This window comes from Roseicyclus marinus, from assembly GCF_036322625.1.
In the GTDB taxonomy this organism is placed as follows: Bacteria; Pseudomonadota; Alphaproteobacteria; order Rhodobacterales; family Rhodobacteraceae; genus Roseicyclus; species Roseicyclus marinus_A.
This window is the reverse complement of the sequence record NZ_AP027266.1, coordinates 1,781,462-1,799,996: the sequence shown is the minus strand read 5'-3', so window position 1 is coordinate 1,799,996 and position 18,535 is coordinate 1,781,462. Positions and strand designations below refer to the sequence as shown.

General features: G+C 67.9%; 19 protein-coding genes. 6 read left to right on the top strand and 13 right to left on the bottom strand.

The window, feature by feature from the left end:
* The first annotated feature begins 2 nt into the window (after positions 1-2).
* Entirely contained in the window at positions 3-773 is a 771-nt protein-coding gene (locus AABA51_RS08470) for a LamB/YcsF family protein (protein ID WP_338271323.1), read from the top strand.
* A gap of 87 nt (positions 774-860) precedes the next feature.
* Here the strand turns inward: AABA51_RS08470 and AABA51_RS08465 are convergent, their stop codons facing one another.
* The 6 genes from AABA51_RS08465 to AABA51_RS08440 form a co-directional block, all read right to left on the bottom strand.
* On the bottom strand, positions 861-1,067 hold the full coding sequence (locus AABA51_RS08465; RefSeq protein WP_338271322.1) for a cold-shock protein: 207 nt from the start codon (positions 1,065-1,067) through the stop codon (positions 861-863).
* A gap of 180 nt (positions 1,068-1,247) precedes the next feature.
* The gene (locus AABA51_RS08460; protein ID WP_338271321.1) at positions 1,248-1,430 is read right to left on the bottom strand and encodes a hypothetical protein; all 183 of its coding nucleotides are present in this window, start codon (positions 1,428-1,430) and stop codon (positions 1,248-1,250) included.
* A gap of 127 nt (positions 1,431-1,557) precedes the next feature.
* The gene (locus AABA51_RS08455) at positions 1,558-2,316 is read right to left on the bottom strand and encodes an enoyl-CoA hydratase/isomerase family protein (RefSeq protein ID WP_338271320.1); all 759 of its coding nucleotides are present in this window, start codon (positions 2,314-2,316) and stop codon (positions 1,558-1,560) included.
* Positions 2,313-3,614, bottom strand: coding sequence for a phenylacetate--CoA ligase family protein (locus tag AABA51_RS08450; protein ID WP_338271319.1), 1,302 nt, complete (start codon positions 3,612-3,614; stop codon positions 2,313-2,315). Before AABA51_RS08450 ends, AABA51_RS08455 begins: the two co-directional genes overlap by 4 nt.
* Positions 3,611-4,252 carry a TetR/AcrR family transcriptional regulator gene (locus AABA51_RS08445; RefSeq protein WP_338271318.1) on the bottom strand — a complete coding sequence of 214 codons (642 nt, stop codon included), beginning with the start codon at positions 4,250-4,252 and terminating at the stop codon, positions 3,611-3,613. Before AABA51_RS08445 ends, AABA51_RS08450 begins: the two co-directional genes overlap by 4 nt.
* A gap of 59 nt (positions 4,253-4,311) precedes the next feature.
* The gene (locus tag AABA51_RS08440) at positions 4,312-5,364 is read right to left on the bottom strand and encodes a dipeptidase (protein ID WP_338271317.1); all 1,053 of its coding nucleotides are present in this window, start codon (positions 5,362-5,364) and stop codon (positions 4,312-4,314) included.
* Positions 5,365-5,514: 150 nt separating this feature from the next.
* On the opposite strand from AABA51_RS08440, the gene AABA51_RS08435 reads away from it, so the two are divergent.
* From AABA51_RS08435 to AABA51_RS08425, 3 genes are all read left to right on the top strand, one after another.
* Positions 5,515-8,028, top strand: a complete 2,514-nt coding sequence (locus AABA51_RS08435) for a cation:proton antiporter (protein ID WP_338271316.1) — start codon at positions 5,515-5,517, stop codon at positions 8,026-8,028.
* A 78-nt stretch (positions 8,029-8,106) separates the two neighbouring features.
* Positions 8,107-9,564, top strand: coding sequence for a dihydropyrimidinase (gene hydA, locus AABA51_RS08430; RefSeq protein WP_338271315.1), 1,458 nt, complete (start codon positions 8,107-8,109; stop codon positions 9,562-9,564).
* Positions 9,561-10,199 carry an aspartate/glutamate racemase family protein gene (locus AABA51_RS08425; protein WP_338271314.1) on the top strand — a complete coding sequence of 213 codons (639 nt, stop codon included), beginning with the start codon at positions 9,561-9,563 and terminating at the stop codon, positions 10,197-10,199. Before hydA ends, AABA51_RS08425 begins: the two co-directional genes overlap by 4 nt.
* Here the strand turns inward: AABA51_RS08425 and AABA51_RS08420 are convergent.
* From AABA51_RS08420 to AABA51_RS08410, 3 genes are read right to left on the bottom strand one after another with little or no spacing between them, the layout of a single operon-like run.
* On the bottom strand, positions 10,196-10,996 hold the full coding sequence (locus tag AABA51_RS08420) for a metal ABC transporter permease (RefSeq protein WP_338271313.1): 801 nt from the start codon (positions 10,994-10,996) through the stop codon (positions 10,196-10,198). The genes AABA51_RS08425 and AABA51_RS08420 overlap by 4 nt on opposite strands.
* Positions 10,996-11,802 carry a metal ABC transporter ATP-binding protein gene (locus AABA51_RS08415; RefSeq protein WP_338271312.1) on the bottom strand — a complete coding sequence of 269 codons (807 nt, stop codon included), beginning with the start codon at positions 11,800-11,802 and terminating at the stop codon, positions 10,996-10,998. Before AABA51_RS08415 ends, AABA51_RS08420 begins: the two co-directional genes overlap by 1 nt.
* On the bottom strand, positions 11,799-12,320 hold the full coding sequence (locus AABA51_RS08410; RefSeq protein ID WP_338271311.1) for a transcriptional repressor: 522 nt from the start codon (positions 12,318-12,320) through the stop codon (positions 11,799-11,801). The genes AABA51_RS08415 and AABA51_RS08410 overlap by 4 nt, the downstream gene beginning before the upstream one ends.
* 56 nt (positions 12,321-12,376) lie before the next feature.
* Between AABA51_RS08410 and AABA51_RS08405 the strand changes: the two genes are divergently transcribed.
* Positions 12,377-13,450: a zinc ABC transporter substrate-binding protein gene (locus AABA51_RS08405; protein ID WP_338271310.1), complete on the top strand. Its 1,074-nt coding sequence runs from the start codon at positions 12,377-12,379 to the stop codon at positions 13,448-13,450.
* 30 nt (positions 13,451-13,480) lie between these two features.
* Here AABA51_RS08405 and nagA read toward each other — a convergent pair whose 3' ends face one another.
* Genes nagA through AABA51_RS08385 form a run of 4 tightly spaced genes read right to left on the bottom strand, consistent with a single transcriptional unit; the run spans position 13,481 to position 17,245 of the window.
* Positions 13,481-14,569: an N-acetylglucosamine-6-phosphate deacetylase gene (nagA, locus tag AABA51_RS08400; protein ID WP_338271309.1), complete on the bottom strand. Its 1,089-nt coding sequence runs from the start codon at positions 14,567-14,569 to the stop codon at positions 13,481-13,483.
* Positions 14,566-15,408, bottom strand: coding sequence for a BadF/BadG/BcrA/BcrD ATPase family protein (locus tag AABA51_RS08395; RefSeq protein ID WP_338271308.1), 843 nt, complete (start codon positions 15,406-15,408; stop codon positions 14,566-14,568). The genes nagA and AABA51_RS08395 overlap by 4 nt, the downstream gene beginning before the upstream one ends.
* Before the next feature lie 21 nt (positions 15,409-15,429).
* Positions 15,430-16,515 (bottom strand): Gfo/Idh/MocA family protein, encoded by a 1,086-nt coding sequence (locus AABA51_RS08390; protein ID WP_338271307.1) that lies wholly within the window; start codon positions 16,513-16,515, stop codon positions 15,430-15,432.
* A 28-nt stretch (positions 16,516-16,543) separates the two neighbouring features.
* Positions 16,544-17,245, bottom strand: coding sequence for a GntR family transcriptional regulator (locus AABA51_RS08385; RefSeq protein WP_338271306.1), 702 nt, complete (start codon positions 17,243-17,245; stop codon positions 16,544-16,546).
* A 135-nt stretch (positions 17,246-17,380) separates the two neighbouring features.
* Here AABA51_RS08385 and AABA51_RS08380 point away from each other — a divergent pair, with 135 nt between their 5' ends.
* Positions 17,381-18,535: an LLM class flavin-dependent oxidoreductase gene (locus AABA51_RS08380; RefSeq protein WP_338271305.1), complete on the top strand. Its 1,155-nt coding sequence runs from the start codon at positions 17,381-17,383 to the stop codon at positions 18,533-18,535.

Sequence of the window (18,535 nt, the reverse complement as noted above, 5' to 3'; positions counted from 1 at the left end):
ACATGCAGGCTTCGGTCGATCTGAACGCGGATATGGGCGAAAGCTTTGGCCCCTGGCGCATGGGGGATGATGCGGCGCTGCTTGGCATCGTGACCTCGGCCAATATCGCCTGCGGGTTTCATGCGGGTGACCCGGATGTGATGGCGGGCGCGATGGCCGAAGCCGTGGCCAAGGGGGTGGGGATCGGCGCGCATCCGGGCTTTGCCGATCTGCAGGGTTTCGGGCGGCGGCGGATCGACATGGACCGGCGGAGCCTTGGCCATGCGGTGGCCTATCAGCTGGGCGCGGCAAGGGGGATGGCGCAGGCGGCGGGCGGACAGGTGCGGCATCTGAAGCTGCACGGGGCGCTGGCCAACATGGCATCGGAGGATGAGGGGCTGGCGCGGGCCTGTTACGAGGCGGCGCTGGCGGTGGACCCCGAGATCATCGTGATGGTTCTGGCGGGCACGGCGCAGGAGGTGGCGGCGCGGGATCTGGGGGCGCGCATCGCCTGCGAGATCTTTGCCGACCGCGCCTATGAAGACGATGGGCGGCTCGTGGACCGGCGCAAGCCCGGTGCGGTGATCCATGACGGGGCCCTGGCCGCGAACCGTATCCTTAAGATGCTGGAGGACGGCGCCATCATTGTCGAAAGCGGCAAGAGGCTGCCCACGCGGATCGACACGATCTGCCTTCATGGGGACGGGGCGGAGGCGGTCAAGCTTGCCCGCGACCTGCGCGCGGCGCTGGAGGGGGCGGGGGTGCGGCTGGAGGTCTTTGCCGGCGACAGGTAGGCAAAGTCGCAGTACGGGAGGGCTACAGGCCCCCGGGGTCTTTTGTGGGTGACGGGCCCCCGGTTCCGGAGGCCCGTTCCCGTCGGATCAGGCGAGAGCGATGTTGATCGCGCTTTCGCGGCCGTCGCGGCCCTGTTCCATGTCGAAGGTCACCTTTTGCGCATCGGCAAGCCCGGTGAGGCCCGCGCGTTCGACGGCAGAGATGTGGACGAAGACATCACGCCCGCCATTCGCGGGCTCGATGAAGCCGAAACCTTTGGTATTGTTGAACCATTTCACGGTGCCATTGGCCATGTCCGTGGACTCCTGTTCTGTGATGCCCGCAGGATGCGGCAACTCGGCAATATCAGTCTGGATCGATCAACTGAGAGCCGGATGAACGGGAAGCAGCGGTTCGAATAGAATAACGTTAGCCCCTGACACATGGGCGCTTTGTCGGTCCGGCACAAGGGGCGGCGGGCCGCGCGCGCCTGTTTATTTCCGGGCTGTCTTTGGCAGCGGCGCTTGCGGCTTTGCCGGGCGGCGACCGGGCGGCATCCGGCGGGTCAGGGCCGCGTCGCGGATGCGCGTGTCGAAGGCTTTTTTCCACGACTGTGTCAGGGCGTCGATCCGGCCCGCCGTCGCGGCCCGGTTCTTGATCGGTTTCGAGGAGGTCATGGGCGGTCCTTTCAAGGACGGTCCGGGCGGGTCGCCCGGATGACCCCGCAGCCGATGGATCGGATGCGGACAGCACCCCCTAGCACGTTTCCGTCCCGTCCGCATCGCAATTGCGGTGAGGCCCGGTTCAGAAGGCGGTTATCCGCCGGGTCGTTTCAGGATCGAGGAAACAGGCGATGGTCGCCTCGGTTTCCAGGTCCAGTGCGCGGTCGATGTGGCCAGCCGCCTGCGTCAGGACGCGCTTCATGGCGCGGGCGGACAGGGGCGGCAGGGCGGCGAGGCGGGCGGCGGTGGCCTGTGCCTCGGCCATCAGGTCGGCATCGGGCACGACTTTCCACGCGACGCCGCAGGCCTTGAGCTCGGCTGCGCTGTAGCGTTCGCCGAGATAGAGCATCTCGCGCGCCTTGATGGGGCCGACGATGGCGGGCAGGATCGTGGTGACGGCCCCTGTCACGAAGACATTGAGCGAGACCTCGGGGAAAAACGCCCGCGCGCTTTCGGCCCAGATCGGGAAATCGCAGTTGAGCGCCCATTCGAAGCCGCCGCCCACGGCCCAGCCGTTGATCGCGCCCACAACGGGTTTCTCGCCCAGAACGAGGGCGCGGGTGACAGCCTGGATCGCGTCGACATGGTCGCGGGCCTCGGCCTCGGTCTCGGGGTGGACATGTTCGCGCCGGTCATCGCCCGCGCAAAAGGCGCGGCCTTCGCCGGTGAGGATGATGGCACCCGTGTCGGGGCAGGCGTTGGCGTCATCCACGGCGCGGGCCAGATCGTCGATCAGGCGGCGGTTCATCGCGTTGAGCGATCCGGGGCGGTTGAGCGAGACGGTCCGCACGCCGTCGCCGGTGAGGGTGGAGAGGACGGTGGAATAGGTGAAATCTGTCATGGTTTGGCCCTGATGACGCGGGCGGTCTTGCCCTCGGTGACGGGAAAGCTGCCCGGGGGCAGGAGGGTGATTGTTGCCGTGGCGCCCAGTTGCGCCTTGAGGGCGGCGGCGATGCGGGGGGCGAGGGTGCCGTCGTCCTGTGCGCCGCGGGCCAGTTCGGCATGGACGGGCAGGTTGTCATAGGGTGGGGGTGTGTCGAGCATGATCCGGTAATCGCCCGACAATTCGGGAAAGCCGGTCAGGACGGCGGCGACCATCGTGGGGAACATGTTGAGCCCGCGCACGACCACCATGTCGTCGCTGCGCCCCACGACGCGGAAGCGCAAGCCCGTGCAGCCGCAGGCGCAAGCGTCGGTGCCGGTGATCGTCACGATATCGCCTGTGCGAAAGCGCACGAGCGGCTGGCAGTCGCGGGCGAGGTGGGTCAGGACCAGCTCCCCCGTGGCCCCGGCGTCAAGCGGGATGGGCGCGGCCGTGTCGGGGTCGATCAGTTCGACATGGAGCACGTCATGGGCCACGAAATGCAGGTCGGTGTCGTGGTCGCATTGCGAGGCGAAGTTGCAAAACACGTCCGAGACGCCGTAATTGGCGTTGCGCGGCTCCAACCCCCATGTGGCCTTGAGACGGGCGCGGAGGGCGGGATCGTCAAGGCCCGGCTCGCCGCCGAAAAGACCCAGTTTCAGGCCCAGATCGGCGGGGGCAAGCCCGGGGAAGTGTTCGGCGAGCACGCGTTCGAGAACGGCGGGGTAGGAAGGCGTGCAGGAGATCGCGGTGATGCCCACCTCGCGGATCGTGCGCACCAGAAGGGCCGTGGAGCCGACGCCGAAGGGGACGACGGTGGCGCCCGTCCGTTCGAGCGTCATGTGATCGGTCAGGCCCCCCATCCACATCTGGTAATTCAGGCAATGGACGACCGTCATGCCGGGGCCAAGACCGGCGAGGGATTGGGCGCGCGCGCCGACAATCTCGGTGATCTCGCAATCGCGGGCGGAAAGGGCCAGCGTCATCGCCTGCCCGGTGGTGCCGGAGGTGCGGTGCACGCGGGAGACGCGGTCGCGTGGCGTCGCCAGGTAATCGCCGAAGGGCGGATGGGCCGCTTGTGACAGGCGCAGGCCCGCCTTGTCCGACAGGGGCAGGATGGCCAAGTCCTCGAGCCGTTCGGGGGGCACCTGCCCGTCCCAGAGCGCCTGGTAGAAGGGCGAGGTCATCACATGGGCGCGTTGGATTTCCCAAGCCGTCTGGCGGTGGGGGGCGAGATCGGCTTGCGGGATCTTGTGGGCGTCTTGGATCAGGCTCATGGGGCCATGCCTTTTGTCCAGAGGTCGGTGAACAGGTCGAGAAGCGTGTCGGGGTCTTGCGAGAGGGCGATGATCTGGGGGTCCCCCGTCACGTGGAGCGCGGTCAGGTATTGATCGACCATGCCGCCAAGGGCGAGCGCGCGGCGCATCAGGTCAGGCTCGGGCCGAGCGGCGGACCCATGGCGGCGGCGGGCGGCGGCGGCCACCGTCGCGGCCCAGTCGTGGTTGAGCCGCTGGAAGGCGGCCTGGGCTGCGGGCAGGGCATCGCCCCCGGTCAGGAGGCAGCGCATCAGCCCCGCATTCTCGGCAAAGAGGTGCATGTAGGCGGCGGTCGTCGCGCGCACCGGGTCGGGGGCGCCACGGGCGGCGGCGCGCATCAGGTCCTGCAGGTAATCGACGAAAGCCTGCAGCACCGCGCCCGCCAGCGCGTTGCGGTTGGGGAAATGGATGTAGAAGGTGCCATGCGCCACGCCCGTGCGCGCGCAGGTGGCGGCGACCGTCAGCGCCTCGAGCGGCTGGCTGGCCAAAAGCTCGGCCCCCGCGATCATCAGGTCCCGGCGGGTGCGTTCGCCCTTGGGCAAGGCATCGCGGCCCTGCGCGAGCCAGTCGGGGAAGGGGATGCCGGGTGCCTGTGACATGAATATGATATCAGTGTCATGTTTGGGCCAAAGTCAAGCGGGATCGGTGACAGCGCCGGTCAGGGCAGGGCGCGGTCGAGGAGCGCAAGCCAGTTCTCGCGCGCAAGCTTGGCTATCAGGGCATCGTCATAGCCATGGGCCACCATGGCGTTGAACAGGCGCGGCACGCCGGTCACGTCGCCGATGACATCGGGCAGGGTGCAGCCGTCGAAATCGGAGCCGAGGCCGACATGATCCTCGCCCAGATGGGTGATCAGGTGATCGAGATGGCGCAGCATCGGCTCGAAACCCGTGCCGGGATCGGCCCGCCCGTCGGGGTTGAGAAAGAAGGTCGCGAAATTCAGCCCCACCATGCCGCCGCGTTCGCGGATCATGTGCAGCTGCCGATCCGTCAGGTTGCGGGTGGAGGGGCAGATGGCATGAGCGTTGGAATGGGTGGCGATCAGCGGTGCGCGGCTGTGGCGGGCCACATCGTCGAAGCCTTTCTCGTTCAGATGCGACAGGTCGATGAGGATGCCCATCTCGTCGCAGAGCCGCACCAGATCCTTGCCCGTCTGGGTCAGACCCGGCCCGGTATCGGGGTGGCCCGGGTAGGCCATGGGCACGCCATGGCCGAAGATCGTGGGCCTGCTCCAGACCGGGCCGAGCGAGCGCAGGCCCATTGCGTGCCAAAGATGCAGCGCGTCGAGATCGGGGCCGATGGCTTCGGCCCCTTCGAGATGCATGAGGGCCGCGATCCGGCCCGCGGCGATGGCGGCGCGCAGGTCGGGGGCGCTGCGGCAGAGGCGGAAATCATCGGGGCTGCTGCGGTCCATCCAGTGCAGGATCCCCGCCATGGCCAGCGCGGGCGGCTGGGCCGCGACATGGTCCATCAGGGGCGGCAAGGGCTTTTGATAGGGCGGATCGGGCATGGTGAAGGGCTGCGGCGGCCCCGAACTGGGCGAGGGGACGAAGATCGCGAAAAAGCCGCCCGCAAAGCCCGCCCTGCGCATCCGGGCCAGATCGAGATGCCCCGCGCCGGTATCGCCGAGCCACAGGTCATGGCGCGCCTCTGGCCTGCGGGAGAGCCGCAGGAGCAGATCGTTGTGGCCGTCGAAAAAGGGAATGCTCATGGCGTCAGGTCTCGGGACGGTCGGGGGGCGGATGTGCCGGGGGCAAGGCAAGCATGATGCGGCGGCACTGTCGAGGCGGGAGCGTTCGGGCGGGGGCAAAAAAGCCCCTTTCTGCGGTGCGGCAGGCAAAACCTGTGCTATGTCAGGGAGATGGATATCGTTCTTGTCACCACGGTCATTGCCTCCCTGTTTCTTGTCATCGGCGCGTCCGAGCCTTTGGCCGCGCGGCTGGGTCTGCCGCAAAGCGTGATCCTGGCGGCTTTGGGCATATTGATCGGGGTGGGGGCCGCGTTTTTCCTCAGGACCGATCTGACCGATGCCTTGAACCCCGTGGCCGAAGCGATCCTTGGTCTGCCGATCCGGTCGAACGTGTTTCTCTACGTCTTTCTGCCCACGCTGCTGTTCCAGGCGACGCTGGGCATGAACCTGCGGCGGATGATCGACGATTGGGTACCGATCCTTGTGCTGGCGGTGGTGGCGGTCGTGGTGGCCACGCTGGGGGTCGGCTATGCGCTGTCCTGGGTGAGCGCGCTGCCGTTGGCGGCCTGTCTGTTGGTGGGCGCGATCGTGTCGACCACAGACCCCTCGGCGGTCGTGTCGATCTTTCGCTCGATTTCCGCGCCGCGCAGGCTTGCGCGGATCATCGAGGGCGAGAGCCTGCTCAACGATGCGGCGGCGATTGCGCTCTTCGGCCTGTTCATGGGCTTTGTCATGCTGGGCGTGCCCGATCCCGATCTGGGCGCGGCGCTGGGCCGGTTCCCGTTGCTGATCGTGGGGGGCGCGCTGACCGGCTGGCTTGCGGCAAGGCTGGCGGTGCGGGTGATGGCGCAATTCGCGAGGCATGAGCGGGCGCAGATCTCGATCTCCGTCGCGTTGCCGTATCTCGCCTATATCGGGGCGGAGCAGGCGGTGGGCGCCTCGGGCGTGATCGCGGTGGTGGCCGCCGGGCTGACGCTGAACCTGACCGGGCCGGGGCGCCTGCCGCCGCAGGCCTGGGCCAATCTGCGCGAGGTCTGGGACCTGTTGGCCTATTGGGCGAGCGCGCTGATCTTCATCCTGGCCGCGTTGTTGATCCCGCGCTTGCTGGAAGGGGTCAGGCCGGGGGATTTCGCGCTGATCCTTGTGGTGATCGTGGCGGCCATCGCGGCGCGGCTTGTGATCTTGTTCGGGCTGTTGCCGATGCTCACGCTGTTGCGGCTGTCGCCGCCGGTCGAGCGGCCCTACCGGGTGGCGATCTTGTGGGGGGGATTGCGCGGGGCGGTCACGCTTGCGCTGGCGCTGGCGGTGACCGAAAGCCTGCGGGTGCCGGTGGAGGTGAAGCGGGTGGTGGGTATCCTGGCCACGGGTTTCACGCTGTATACGCTGCTCGTGCAGGGCACGACGCTGCGCTGGGTGATCCGGCGGCTGGGGCTGGACAAGCTGTCGCCCATCGACGAGGCGCTGTCGCGGCAGGTGGTCGCCGTCGCGCTGCAGACCGTGCGCGAGGATGTGGCGCGGACCACGGAAAACTACGAATTGCCGCGCGAGGTTGTCCGGTCGGAGGCCAAGCGCTTTGGCGAAAGGCTGGATCAGGCCGTGCATGCCGCCGAGGAAAGCGCCGATATCCTGGACCGCGACCGGATCACGCTGGGCTTGATCGCGCTGGCGGGCCATGAGCGCGACACGATCCTGGCCCGGGTGCGCGAGCGCACGATTTCCTCGCGCATGGCCGAACAGGTCCTGTCCGATGCCGACCGGCTGATCGAGGCTGCGCGGACGGGCGGGCGGCTGGGCTATCAGCGGGCGGCGCGCCGCAGTGTCGCCTATGGGCAGGGGTTCCGGGCCACCGTTCTGTTGCACAGCCGGTTCGGCCTGTCGGGGCCGCTCGCGCGGCTCACGGCGGACCGGTTCGAGCGCCTGCTCGCGCAACGGCTGATCCTGCGCGATCTGGACGGGTTCATCGACGCCCGCATCCGCCGCATCCATGGCCGCCGGGTGGCCGAATTGCTGCAGGAACTGTTGTCGCGCCGGGTCGAGGCGGTGGAGACCGCGCTGGACGGCTTGCGGTTGCAATATCCCGGCTATGCCGAGGAATTGGAGCGGCGGTTCATCCGGCGCACCGCGCTGCGGCTGGAGGAACGCGAATATGCGGCGATGCGCGAGGATGGTCTGATCGGGGCGGAGGTGCATACGACGCTGATGGCCGATCTGGCCGCGCGCCGCGCCGTGGCCGAGGCGCGCCCCAAGCTCGACATCACGCTGCGCCGCGACGAATTGGTGCGCCAGTTCGCGCTCTTCTCCGATCTGGACGAGGCGACGCTGGAGCGGCTGTGCCGGGCCTTCCGCACGAGATACGTGAATGCGGGCGATGTGCTGCTGCAAAAGGACAGTCCGGCGAAACGCGTGTTCTTCATCGCCTCGGGCGCGGTGGAGCTGGAGGTTGCGGGGCAGGAATGGCGTCTGGGCCGGGGGGAGATGTTCGGGCAGATGGCGATCTTGCTGAAACGGTCGCGGCGGGCCGAGGTTCGGGCCATCGCGCCCTCGACGCTTCTGGTGCTGGACGAGGCGCGGTTCCGGCGGCTTTTGACGCGGAGTGCCGCGCTGCGCGAGGCCGTGCGCGCCAGCGCCGACAAGCGCGGGATCGATCCGGGCGAGGTGCTGCCCGATCTGGCCCCCGCCGCCTGACGGGGTGGCAACGAAAGGCGCTTTGCACCGGGCGCGCGGCTGTCGCATGATCGGCGTGCAGGCGACAGGGGGCGGCACATGGAATTCGACACGGTCATTCACGGCGGCACCATCGTCACGCCCAATGAAAGCTGGCAGGGCGATATCGGCATCGCGGGCGGGCGCATCGCGGCAATGGCTGAGCGGATCGCGGGCGGCGCGCGGCGGGTGGATGCGGGCGGTCGGCTGGTTCTGCCCGGGGGGATCGAGGCCCATGCCCATATCGCGCAAGAAAGCTCTACCGGGTTGATGACGGCCGATGATTATTACACCGGCTCCGTCTCGGCGGCGTTTGGGGGGAATTCCAGTTTCATCCCCTTTGCCGCCCAGCATCGCGGGCAATCGGTGGACGAGGTCATCGCCACCTATGACGGGCGCGCGGCCCCGCATTCGGTTCTGGATTATTCCTATCACCTGATCATCTCGGACCCGTCGCCAAAGGTGCTGGAGGAGGAATTGCCGCGCGCCTTCGCCCGCGGGATCACGTCGTTCAAGGTCTTCATGACCTATGACCTGATGAATTTGGGTGACCGGGGGATGCTCGATATCCTGACGGTGGCGCGGAAACATGGCGCGCTGACCATGGTCCATGCCGAAAACAACGACATGGTCAAATGGATGAACGCACGGCTGGCCGAAGCCGGGCTGACGGAACCGAAATACCATGCCGTATCCCGCCCCGGCATCGCGGAGGCCGAAGCCATCAACCGCGCGATATCGCTGGCCACGCTGGTCGGTGCGGGGCTCTTCATCGTCCATGTCTCGACGCCCGAGGGGGCGGAGCTGGTGGCGCGCGCAAGAGCTGCGGGCCTGCCCATCCATGCCGAGACCTGTCCGCAATACCTGGCCTTTACCCGGCAAGACCTCGACCGTCCGGGGATGGAGGGGGCGAAATACATCTGTTCCCCCCCCTTGCGCGATGCGGCGACGCAGGATGTGCTGTGGCGGCATGCACGGATCGGCACATTCGACAGCGTGTCGTCGGACCATGCGCCCTATCGCTTCGACGCAAGCGGCAAATTCGCCAAGGGCGACGCGCCGCCCTATACGGCGATTTCCAACGGGATGCCGGGGATCGCCGCGCGGCTGCCCTACCTGTTTTCCGAAGGGGTGGTGGCGGGCCGCATCAGTCTGCAGCACTTCGTTGCGCTGTCGTCCTCCAATGCCGCGCGGGTGTTCGGGATGGAGCGCAAGGGGGCGATCCTGCCCGGATATGACGCCGATATCGCCATCTGGGATGCGGAGGAAAGCCGTATCGTGACCGTGGCCGATCAGCATGACGCGATGGATTACACGCCGTTCGAGGGGATGCGGCTGACGGGTTGGCCGGTCCATGTGATGAGCCGGGGCGAAACGATCGTCGAGGGGGGAGAGTTGCGGGCCGAACGGGGCAGGGGGCGGTTCGTCGCCCGCGCGCCCTATGCGGTGCCCGCGACCGCGCCAGTGGTGCCCGAGATGGACCCCGCCACGAATTTCGGGGCGATGATCCGGCCATGACGCGCATTCTGGTCATCAATCCAAATTCGTCGGGCGGCGTGACGGCGGGCTTGCGCGCAGCGCTTGCGGGGTTTTCGGGGGTGCGGTTCGATTGCATCGATATCCCCGAGGGGCCCGCGACCATCCTGACGGAGGAGGATGTGGCCCGCGCGGGCCTGCATGTGGCCGACCGCATCAAGGCCGATCCCGGCGCGGATGCCTATGTCATCGCCTGTTTCTCGGACCCCGGTCTCGACCTTGGCCGCAGCCTGACGGCCAAGCCCGTGATCGGAATACAGGAGGCGGGCATCCTGACGGCACTGGCGCGCGCCGACCGGTTCGGGATCGTGGCGCTGGGGCCGAAATCCATCCCCCGCCACATGCGCAAGATGCGCGCGATGGGCGTGCTGGGGCGGCTGGCGGGGGAATTGGACCTTGGCGGGGTCAGCGCCGAGGATGCGGGCACGTCGGATGAGGTTTTCGCGCGCACGGTCGAGATCGGCGCGCATTTGCGCGACATGGGGGCGGGGGCGCTGGTGCCGGGCTGCGCCGGTTTCGCGCCGCGCAGGCGGGCGTTGGAAGAGGCGCTGGGGATTGCCGTGATCGACCCGGTGCAGGCCGCCTGCGCCATGGCCTTGGGGGCAGTGCAGGCCTAGCGGGTGGCGGTCCGGCCGAGCAGCCGCAGGAGGCTTGTGGCGGCAAAGGCGAGCGCCGCCACGCAGACGATGGACGGACCCGCCGGCGTGTCGAGCACATAGGCCGCGCGCAGGCCGATCACGGCGGAACCCGCCCCGATACAGGCCGCGATGAGCGCCATCGCTTCGGGCGTGCGGGCGAGCGGTCGTGCGGCGGCGGCGGGGATGATGAGCATGGCGGCAATCAGCAGCACGCCCACGACCTTGATCGCGACCGCCACCGTGATGGCCAGCGCCAGTGTCAGGACCAGTTGTTCGCGTTTGGGGTCGATGCCGCTTGCATAGGCCAGTTCGGCGTTGAGCGTCGCGGTCAAAAGCGCCGACCACCGCCATGCGATCAGGCCTGCGACCAACACCGCCCCGCCCCAGATCACGGACAGATCGGTCCGCGACACGGCAAGGATATCGCCGAAGAGATAGGCCATCAGGTCGATCCGGATGCCCTGCAGAAAGGAGACGGCGACAAGCCCGAAGGCGAGTGCCGAATGGGCCAGAACGCCCAGAAGCGTATCCATCGCATAGCCCCGCCCGCTGAGGGTGGAGACGGTCAGCGCCATCAGGAGCGCGATGGCGACGGCACCGGGAAAGATCGAGATTTCAAGCGCGAGCGACAGGGCCACGCCCAGGATCGCGGCATGGGCCGTCGCATCGCCGAAATAGGCCATGCGCCGCCAGACCACGAAACTGCCCAAGGGGGCGGCGGCAAGGGCGACACCGATGCCCGCAAGCGTGGCGCGGGTCATGAAATCATCGAGCATCACTCGGCAGCCTCGGTTTTCGTGTGGTCATGGTCATGGTCATGGTCATGGTCGCAGCCGGGGCCGTGGCGATGCCCCGGTCCCAGCGGATCGCCGGGCCCGTGGCTGTGGTCATGTTCATGCCGGTAAAGCGCCAGCGCCCCGCCCGTGCCGGTGCCGAAAAGCGCCCGGTATTCCGGGGCCGATGACACATGTTCCGGCGTGCCATGGCAGCAGACATGGCCGTTGAGGCAGATCACCCTGTCGGAGGCCGCCATGACCACGTGCAATTCGTGGCTTATCATCAGGACCGCGCAACCGGTCTCGCGGCGCACCTCGTCGATGGTGCGGTAGAAGGCCGCCGATCCGGGTTGGTCAAGGCCTGCCGTCGGCTCGTCCAGCATCAGGAGCGTGGGGCGCGCGACAAGGGCCCGGGCCAGAAGGACGCGCTGCATCTGCCCGCCCGACAGGTCGGACATCTGGCGGCGGTGGAGATCCGGCACACCCGCGCGCGCCAGCGCGGCATCGATGTCGGTGGCCCTGGCCCCGCCGGGCAGGCGCAAGAAGCGTTCCACCGTGATGGGCAGGGTCGGGTCGACATGCAACCGTTGCGGCACATAGCCCAACACAAGCCCTGCGCCGCGCCGGACCCGGCCCGTCACCGCCGGAACGGCACCCAGGATGGCACGCAGGAGCGTGGTCTTGCCCGATCCGTTCGGGCCGACGATGGTCACGATCTCGCCCGGGTCGATGGCCAGGCTCACATCGCGCAGAACCTCGGTCGCGCCGAAGCGGACGCCGAGGTGATCGACGGTAATGAGGCTCATGCGTCCGCCTTTTCGGCGCAGCCGGGGCAGAGGCCCAGCGCCTCGATCACGGTGCGTTCGATCTGGAAACCGGTGGCTTTCGCGGCCTGTCCGAGGGTGCCGCCCGAGGCCCCGGCGCTGTGCGTTTCGGCCACGGCATCGCAATTGCGACAGATGAGGAAGGCGGGCGCATGGCTCGCACCGGGATGGGCGCAGGCGATGAAGGCGTTCAGCCGCTCGATCTTGTGGGCAAAGCCGTTGGCGACAAGGAAATCGAGCGCGCGATAGGCCACGGGCGGTTGCGCGCCAAAGCCTGCCGCATGAAGCCGGTCGAGAAGGTCATAGGCCCCCATGGCGCGGTGTTCGCCCAGAAGGATTTCGAGCGCCGCGCGCCGCACCGGTGTGAAACGCAGGCCGTTTTCGCTGCAATGCACCTCGGCCGCCGTCAGCGCGGTCTTGACGCAATGGCCATGGTCATGGGCGTCGAAGCCCAGGGGTTCGGCCTCAGGGGCGATGTCGGAGGCGGGGCCTCTTGTCATGTTATCTCATTTCAAGTAACCGATGTGCAACGTTATAAGATCACGAGGTCACGCCGATGTCCAGAAAGCTGTTTTCCCTGTCCGTTGCCGCCATGCTTTTGTCGGGGACGGCGATGGCCGAGGTGCCGCGCGTGGCCGTCGATATCGCGCCTGTCCATTCGCTGGTGGCCCGCGTGATGGACGGGGTGGGGGAGCCGGGATTGATCCTGCAGCCAGGCGCTTCGCCGCATGAATACAACCTCCGCCCCTCCGAGGCGGCGCTTTTGCAGGAGGCCGATGTCGTGGTCTGGGTCGGCCCCGAACTGACGCCCTGGATGCAGGATGCGGTCGAGACGCTGGCAGGCGGTGCGGCGCAACTGACGCTGATGCAGGCGGAGGGCACGGTTCTGTTGCCCTTCCGCGAAGGCGCGCTGTTCGAGGCGCATGTGCATGGGCATGACGCGCACGGTCATGGCGAGCACGGTCATGATGACCACGGGCACGAGGACCATGGGCATGGCGAGCATGGCCATGATGACCACGGACATGGCGAGCATGGTCATGATGACCATGGCCACGACGGTCACGCACATGACGACCATGGCCACGAAGAGCATGCCCATGACGACCATGGCCATGGGGCCAATGACCCGCATGTCTGGCTGTCGCCTGCCAATGCCGCCCTTTGGCTCGACCTGATCGCGGCGCGGTTGTCTGCGGCGGATCCGGCCAATGCGGGGGCCTATTTCGCCAATGCCGCCGCGGGCAAGGCCGAGCTGGGTGCCTTGGAAACCGAGATCGGGGCGATCCTTGATCCGGTGCGCGGCGGGCGGTTCGTCGTGTTCCACGACGCCTACCAGTATTTCGAGGCGGCTTTTGATTTCCCGGCCTCTGGCGCGATTTCGCTGTCGGATGCGACGGACCCGAGCCCCGCGCGGATCGCCGAGATCCAGGCCCGCGTGGCCGAAGAAGGGATCGCCTGCGTCCTGTCCGAGCCCCAGTTCAACCCCGGCATCGTCGCCGTGGTGATGGAGGGCACCGAGGCCAGGACCGCCGTTCTCGATCCTTTGGGCACGGCGCTGGAACCGGGATCGGCGCTTTACCCGGCCATGATGCGCGGGCTGGCGACAACACTGGCGGGTTGTCTGTAGCAGGCCTTTGGCGATCCCATCGCGGGCCGGTCATGCCCCCTTGAGGCACAGGAGCGTGGCCGGCATGCCGGGGGCCAGCCGGTTCGGCGCGCCCTTGAGCAGGCGATGGGGCGTGTCGAAGGCCAAGGGCAGGATCTGGGTCAGGGGCGCGCCGGTCGCCCGCACCATGTGGCGCACAGCGTCGAGCAGGGTGATGTCGGCCCCGGCCAAGGTGCCATCAGCCAGCGTCAGCCGTCCGTTCGCACGGGTGATCTTCCGCCCCGCAAGCGTGAAATCCTTGTCCTGCGTCCCGGCGACGGCCATGGTATCGGTGACAAGGATCAGCCGGTCGCGCGCGGCGCGATAGGCCAGCCGAAGGGCCGCGTCATGCACATGGACGCCATCGGCGATCAGCCCGATCCATGGCGCATGGTCAAAGGCCGCGCCCACCATGCCCGGTTCGCGGTGATGCAGGCCCGACATGGCATTGAAGAGATGCGTCGCCATGCGCGCCCCCGCCGCATAGGCGGCTTTGGCGGCATCATGGCTGGCCGCGGAATGGCCGAGCGCCACGATCACGCCCGCCTCGGCCAGTGCGGTGATCTGCCGGGGGGCGGCCTGTTCGGGGGCAAGCGTGAGGATCAGATGGGGCAGGCTTTGCGCGGCTTTCGCATAGAGGGCGACATCATCCTCCGTCAGTGGGCGCAACTGCGCGGCATCATGCGCGCCCGCGATGGAAAGATGCGGCCCCTCCAGATGCAGGCCGAGGATGGCGGGATCGCTCGAGGCTGCTTCAGCGACCAGCGCAATGATCCGCGCGGTTTGCTCGGGGCTGTCGGAGATCAGCGTCGGCAGGATCGACAGCGCCCCGCCCGCGCGATGGGCCGCAGCCAGCGCCGAGACATCGGCGGCTGTGCGACAGTCGCCCAGCATCCGCCCATTGCCGCCGTTGACCTGAAGATCGATGAGGCCCGGACAGATCAGCGCGCGCGTGCCGTCCTGCGACAGGTCCTTGGCCCCGTCCTCGTCTTCGGCTTTGCGCGGGCGCAGTTCGGTGATCAGCCCCCCCTCGATCCGCAGGACCATGTCGGGGCGCAGGCCGTCGCCATCAAGACAATCGAGCCCGGTGTAGAGCGTCACGGCAACCCCCTTGCAAGCCGGAGCGCCCCATCGAGCGGACGGCCGATTGCGGGCCGCAGCCCGGATGTGAGCCTGTGGGGTAGCATGGGGACCAGCATCTCGCCCAGCCCCCCGGTCACGACCAGGGCCGCGCCGGGCTGATGGCCCAGATCCGCCAGACCCTCCTCCAGCGCGGCGAGGATCGCATCGCGCACCCGCACCGCGATGGGGCTTTGGGGATGGGCCATGACGATCCGCACGAGCTGCGCGAAATCGCCCGGCGTGGCCGTGGCGGTCCAGAGCACGGGGTGGGGCGGGCAGGCCGTGACCAGCGCCTCGGCCAGCGGATCGGGGGGCAGGCGGCCATCGGCCACGCGCAGGGCGAGCGACAGGGCCATGCGCCCGGCCCATGCGGCCGAGCCCTCGTCGCCCAGCCGGAAACCCCAGCCGCCGATATGCCGCGTGACGCCACCCGCCTTGCGGATGAAGAAACTGCCGGTGCCGAGGCTCGCCAAGGTGCCATCCGCCCCTTCGAGCGCGCCTTCAAGCGCCGTCACGCTGTCATCGACGACATAGGCGAGAAAGGGCAGGCGGGTGGCAAAGGCATCCGCCGCCCCCGGCAGGCGCCCGCCCGCCAGCCCCGCGCAGACCCGCGCATGGGGCATCGCGTCCAGGCCCAGACCATGGGCAGACAGCGCTTCGGTCAGGGCAAGGCGGATCGCGGCCTCGGCCCCGGCGGGATCGCTGACGATATTGGCGGGCCCGCCGCGCGTTTCCACCGGCGTGCCACCGTCAACGGAGAGTGCCACCCGGCATCCCGTGCCGCCCCCGTCTATCCCGATGTCGATGCGCCCTGTCATGCCCGCAGGCTAAACCTTTTGTCAGGCAAGCGAAACGGCCTGACCGGTGGCGGCACTTTCCTGTGCGGCACGCCCCATGCGCACGGCGGCCGCGCCATCGGCCAGCGTCACTTCGGGCCGCGCGCGGCCATGGACCACCTCGCGGAAACGTTCATGCTGATAGAAGGTGGAGCCGTTGTGATCGCCCGCCGCCAGAAGGCGCGGATCGACCGGCACGTCATGTTCCACGGGACCTGTCGGGTTGCGCGGGCTGACGATGACGCGGGGCACGGGCGCGGGGCCGAGATCCTTGTTCCAGAACCGGGTGGGCCCGGGCACCAGCGCCTCGATCTTGCCGGTGGGGCCGACGGCCGAAATCTCTTCCTGGTAGCGGGAGCCTTCGGCGAACATGCACAATTCGAGCATGGCGCGCGTGCCACGGGCGAAATCGACGATCACATAGCCATGATCCCAGATGTCGGGTCGTTCGCCGCCATAGCGTTCGTCCAGATGGTTCACCGCCTGCCCGGCGCTGGCCATCACCCGCACCGGGTCATCGGCCAGGATCAGGCGCATCAGGTCGAAGAAATGGCAGCATTTCTCGACCAACGTGCCCCCGGTGTTGCGGTTGAAGCGGTTCCAGTCGCCGACCTTTTCGAGGAAAGGGAAGCGATGCTCGCGGATCGTCAGCATCTGGATGCCGCCTGTCGCCGTCTCGGCCATGTCGCGCAGGACCTGCACGGGCGGCATGTAGCGATATTCCATCGCCACCCAGATCGGCGCGGGGAAATCACGGGCGATCTGCTCCAGCGCGGGCAGCTGCGCCTCGTCGGTGTAGAGCGGCTTTTCCACCAGGACGGGCAGGGGGCGGCGCGCCGCGATCTCGGTCAGCTGTCCCACATGGCAATGGTTGGGCGAGGCGATCACGAGCGCGTCCAGATCCTCGCGCGACAGAAGCGTCTCGATATCGGGGCAACGCACCGCCTGCGGCATGAGCGCAAGCGTCGCCGCCGCCATCTTGTCATCGGGTTCCACGAAGCCCGTGACCGTCGCGCCGGGCAAAAGCGCGATGTTGCGGATATGTTCCTGCCCCATCATGCCGGAACCGATGATGCCGTAGCGGGTCATGCGCGTCTCTTTCTCTGTCTGTCTCGCATCACGGAAGGCGCGCCACATAGGTCGCGCGGTCGGGGTCGAACCATGTGGACGAGACCTCGGCTGGTCGCCCATCTGCATCGAATGCGCGGCGGCGGGCAAGGGCCATGACGCGCCCCGGCGCATGGCCCGGCAAAAGACTCGTTGCCCAATCGGGCAGGGGGCCCGCGCCCAGTCGATCCTCGGCCCGCGCGATGGTCAGCCCCAGAAGCTCGCGGTAGCTGCGATAGAGCGATTCCGAGATCGTCTCGGGCGCCAGCCGCCCCGGAAAGCGGGCATCGAGCCAGATATCCTCGACCGCGACCGGCACGCCGTCCAGATGACGCAGGCGGCGCATGTGCCAGGCTTGCGGCACGGCGCTGCCCAGGTCGGGCAGATCGGTGGGTTTGTCCTCGAGCGACACCGACAACAGATCCGCCGTGGGCAAGCCCCCGCCCTCGGGCCGTTCGAGCCGGAATAGCGCATAGACCCCCCGGCCCGTGTCGCCCGCCGTGATCGTGTTCCCCGACCCCTGCCGCCGGTCCAGGAGCCCCCGTTCGGTCAGCACCGCCAGCGCCTTGCGCAGCGTCGTGACGGTCACGCCCAGGTCGGCGGCCATCCGGCGTTCGGGGGGCAGGCGGTCGCCCGGTCGCAGGCGCCCCGCCACGATATCGCGCGTCAGCCGCTCGGCGATCCGCAGATAGGTGGGCAGCGCGCCGCGCATCCGGTCATACCTTGGATTGATACACCATTGATATACGATGCCGTGAGCGCTAACCCTTGTCTACACGGAATTTGTCCACATGAATTCTGCCTACTCGGAATTTGTCCAGACCACGGGCTTGGGAGGGCCTGCCAGATGTCCATCGTCCCCGTCACCTCCGCCGATCTCGACGCCGCCGAGGTCAGCTGGTTCGCCGCGCTCTGTTCGGATGATTACGAATACCTCGGCGTGCCCGATGGCAGGCTGCGGTCAAGCTGGGCGCATTGTTCGGGCATCGTGCAACGTGCCGAGGCGAACGGGTTTCGCAACATCCTCTGCCCCTCCTCCTACCAGGTGGGCCAGGATACGCTGAGCTTCGTCGCGGGCTGCGCGCCGATCACCGACAAGATCAATTTCCTTGCCGCCGTGCGCTGCGGCGAGATGCAGCCGATCATGCTGGCGCGCACCATCGCCACGCTCGACCACATGCTGGAGGGGCGGCTGACGGTGAACATCATCTCCTCCGATTTTCCGGGGGAGGTCGCCGACAGCGCCTATCGCTACCAACGCTCGCGCGAGGTGGTGGAGATCCTCAAGCAGGCCTGGACCCGCGACACGATCGACTACGAGGGGCAGGTCTACCGGTTCAAGGGTCTGACGACCGACCCCGCGCGCCCCTACCAGACGGGTGGCCCGCTCCTGTATTTCGGGGGCTATTCGCCCGATGCGCTGGAGCTGTGCGGCCAGCATTGCGACGTCTACCTGATGTGGCCCGAACCCAAGGAACAGATCGCCGAGCGCATGCGCGCGGTGAACGCCGTGGCCGAACGCTATGGGCGCACGCTCGATTACGGGCTGCGCGTCCACATGATCGTGCGCGACACCGAGGCCGAGGCGCGGGAATATGCCGAACATCTCGTCTCGAAACTCGACGACGAGCTGGGCAAGCTGATCCGCGAGCGGGCGCTGGACAGCGGATCGCTGGGCGTGAGCCACCAGGCCAAGGCGCGGGAGCTTGCGGATAAATTCGGCTATGTCGAACGCCATCTCTGGACCGGGATCGGGCGCGCGCGCTCGGGCTGCGGGGCGGCGCTGGTGGGGTCTGCCGACCAGGTCCTGTCCGAGATCGAGGCCTATCGCAAGATGGGCATCCGGGCCTTCATCTTTTCCGGCTATCCGCATATGGAGGAATGCGATCATTTCGGGCGGCTGGTGATGCCGGAGCTCAAGACCTGCTCCTTGCCCCATGCCTATGGCCGCGTCCCCGCGACCGCGCCCGCAACGCCCTTGGGAACAGGAGAAAGACGCTGA

Coding starts and splice junctions, on each gene's coding strand:
- AABA51_RS08470 (WP_338271323.1), top strand. CDS start 3: ATGCAGGCTTCGGTCGATCTGAACGCGGATATGGGCGAAAGCTTTGGC.
- AABA51_RS08465 (WP_338271322.1), bottom strand. CDS start 1,067: ATGGCCAATGGCACCGTGAAATGGTTCAACAATACCAAAGGTTTCGGC.
- AABA51_RS08460 (WP_338271321.1), bottom strand. CDS start 1,430: ATGACCTCCTCGAAACCGATCAAGAACCGGGCCGCGACGGCGGGCCGG.
- AABA51_RS08455 (WP_338271320.1), bottom strand. CDS start 2,316: ATGACAGATTTCACCTATTCCACCGTCCTCTCCACCCTCACCGGCGAC.
- AABA51_RS08450 (WP_338271319.1), bottom strand. CDS start 3,614: ATGAGCCTGATCCAAGACGCCCACAAGATCCCGCAAGCCGATCTCGCC.
- AABA51_RS08445 (WP_338271318.1), bottom strand. CDS start 4,252: ATGTCACAGGCACCCGGCATCCCCTTCCCCGACTGGCTCGCGCAGGGC.
- AABA51_RS08440 (WP_338271317.1), bottom strand. CDS start 5,364: ATGAGCATTCCCTTTTTCGACGGCCACAACGATCTGCTCCTGCGGCTC.
- AABA51_RS08435 (WP_338271316.1), top strand. CDS start 5,515: ATGGATATCGTTCTTGTCACCACGGTCATTGCCTCCCTGTTTCTTGTC.
- hydA (WP_338271315.1), top strand. CDS start 8,107: ATGGAATTCGACACGGTCATTCACGGCGGCACCATCGTCACGCCCAAT.
- AABA51_RS08425 (WP_338271314.1), top strand. CDS start 9,561: ATGACGCGCATTCTGGTCATCAATCCAAATTCGTCGGGCGGCGTGACG.
- AABA51_RS08420 (WP_338271313.1), bottom strand. CDS start 10,996: ATGCTCGATGATTTCATGACCCGCGCCACGCTTGCGGGCATCGGTGTC.
- AABA51_RS08415 (WP_338271312.1), bottom strand. CDS start 11,802: ATGAGCCTCATTACCGTCGATCACCTCGGCGTCCGCTTCGGCGCGACC.
- AABA51_RS08410 (WP_338271311.1), bottom strand. CDS start 12,320: ATGACAAGAGGCCCCGCCTCCGACATCGCCCCTGAGGCCGAACCCCTG.
- AABA51_RS08405 (WP_338271310.1), top strand. CDS start 12,377: ATGTCCAGAAAGCTGTTTTCCCTGTCCGTTGCCGCCATGCTTTTGTCG.
- AABA51_RS08395 (WP_338271308.1), bottom strand. CDS start 15,408: ATGACAGGGCGCATCGACATCGGGATAGACGGGGGCGGCACGGGATGC.
- AABA51_RS08390 (WP_338271307.1), bottom strand. CDS start 16,515: ATGACCCGCTACGGCATCATCGGTTCCGGCATGATGGGGCAGGAACAT.
- AABA51_RS08385 (WP_338271306.1), bottom strand. CDS start 17,245: ATGCGCGGCGCGCTGCCCACCTATCTGCGGATCGCCGAGCGGCTGACG.
- AABA51_RS08380 (WP_338271305.1), top strand. CDS start 17,381: ATGTCCATCGTCCCCGTCACCTCCGCCGATCTCGACGCCGCCGAGGTC.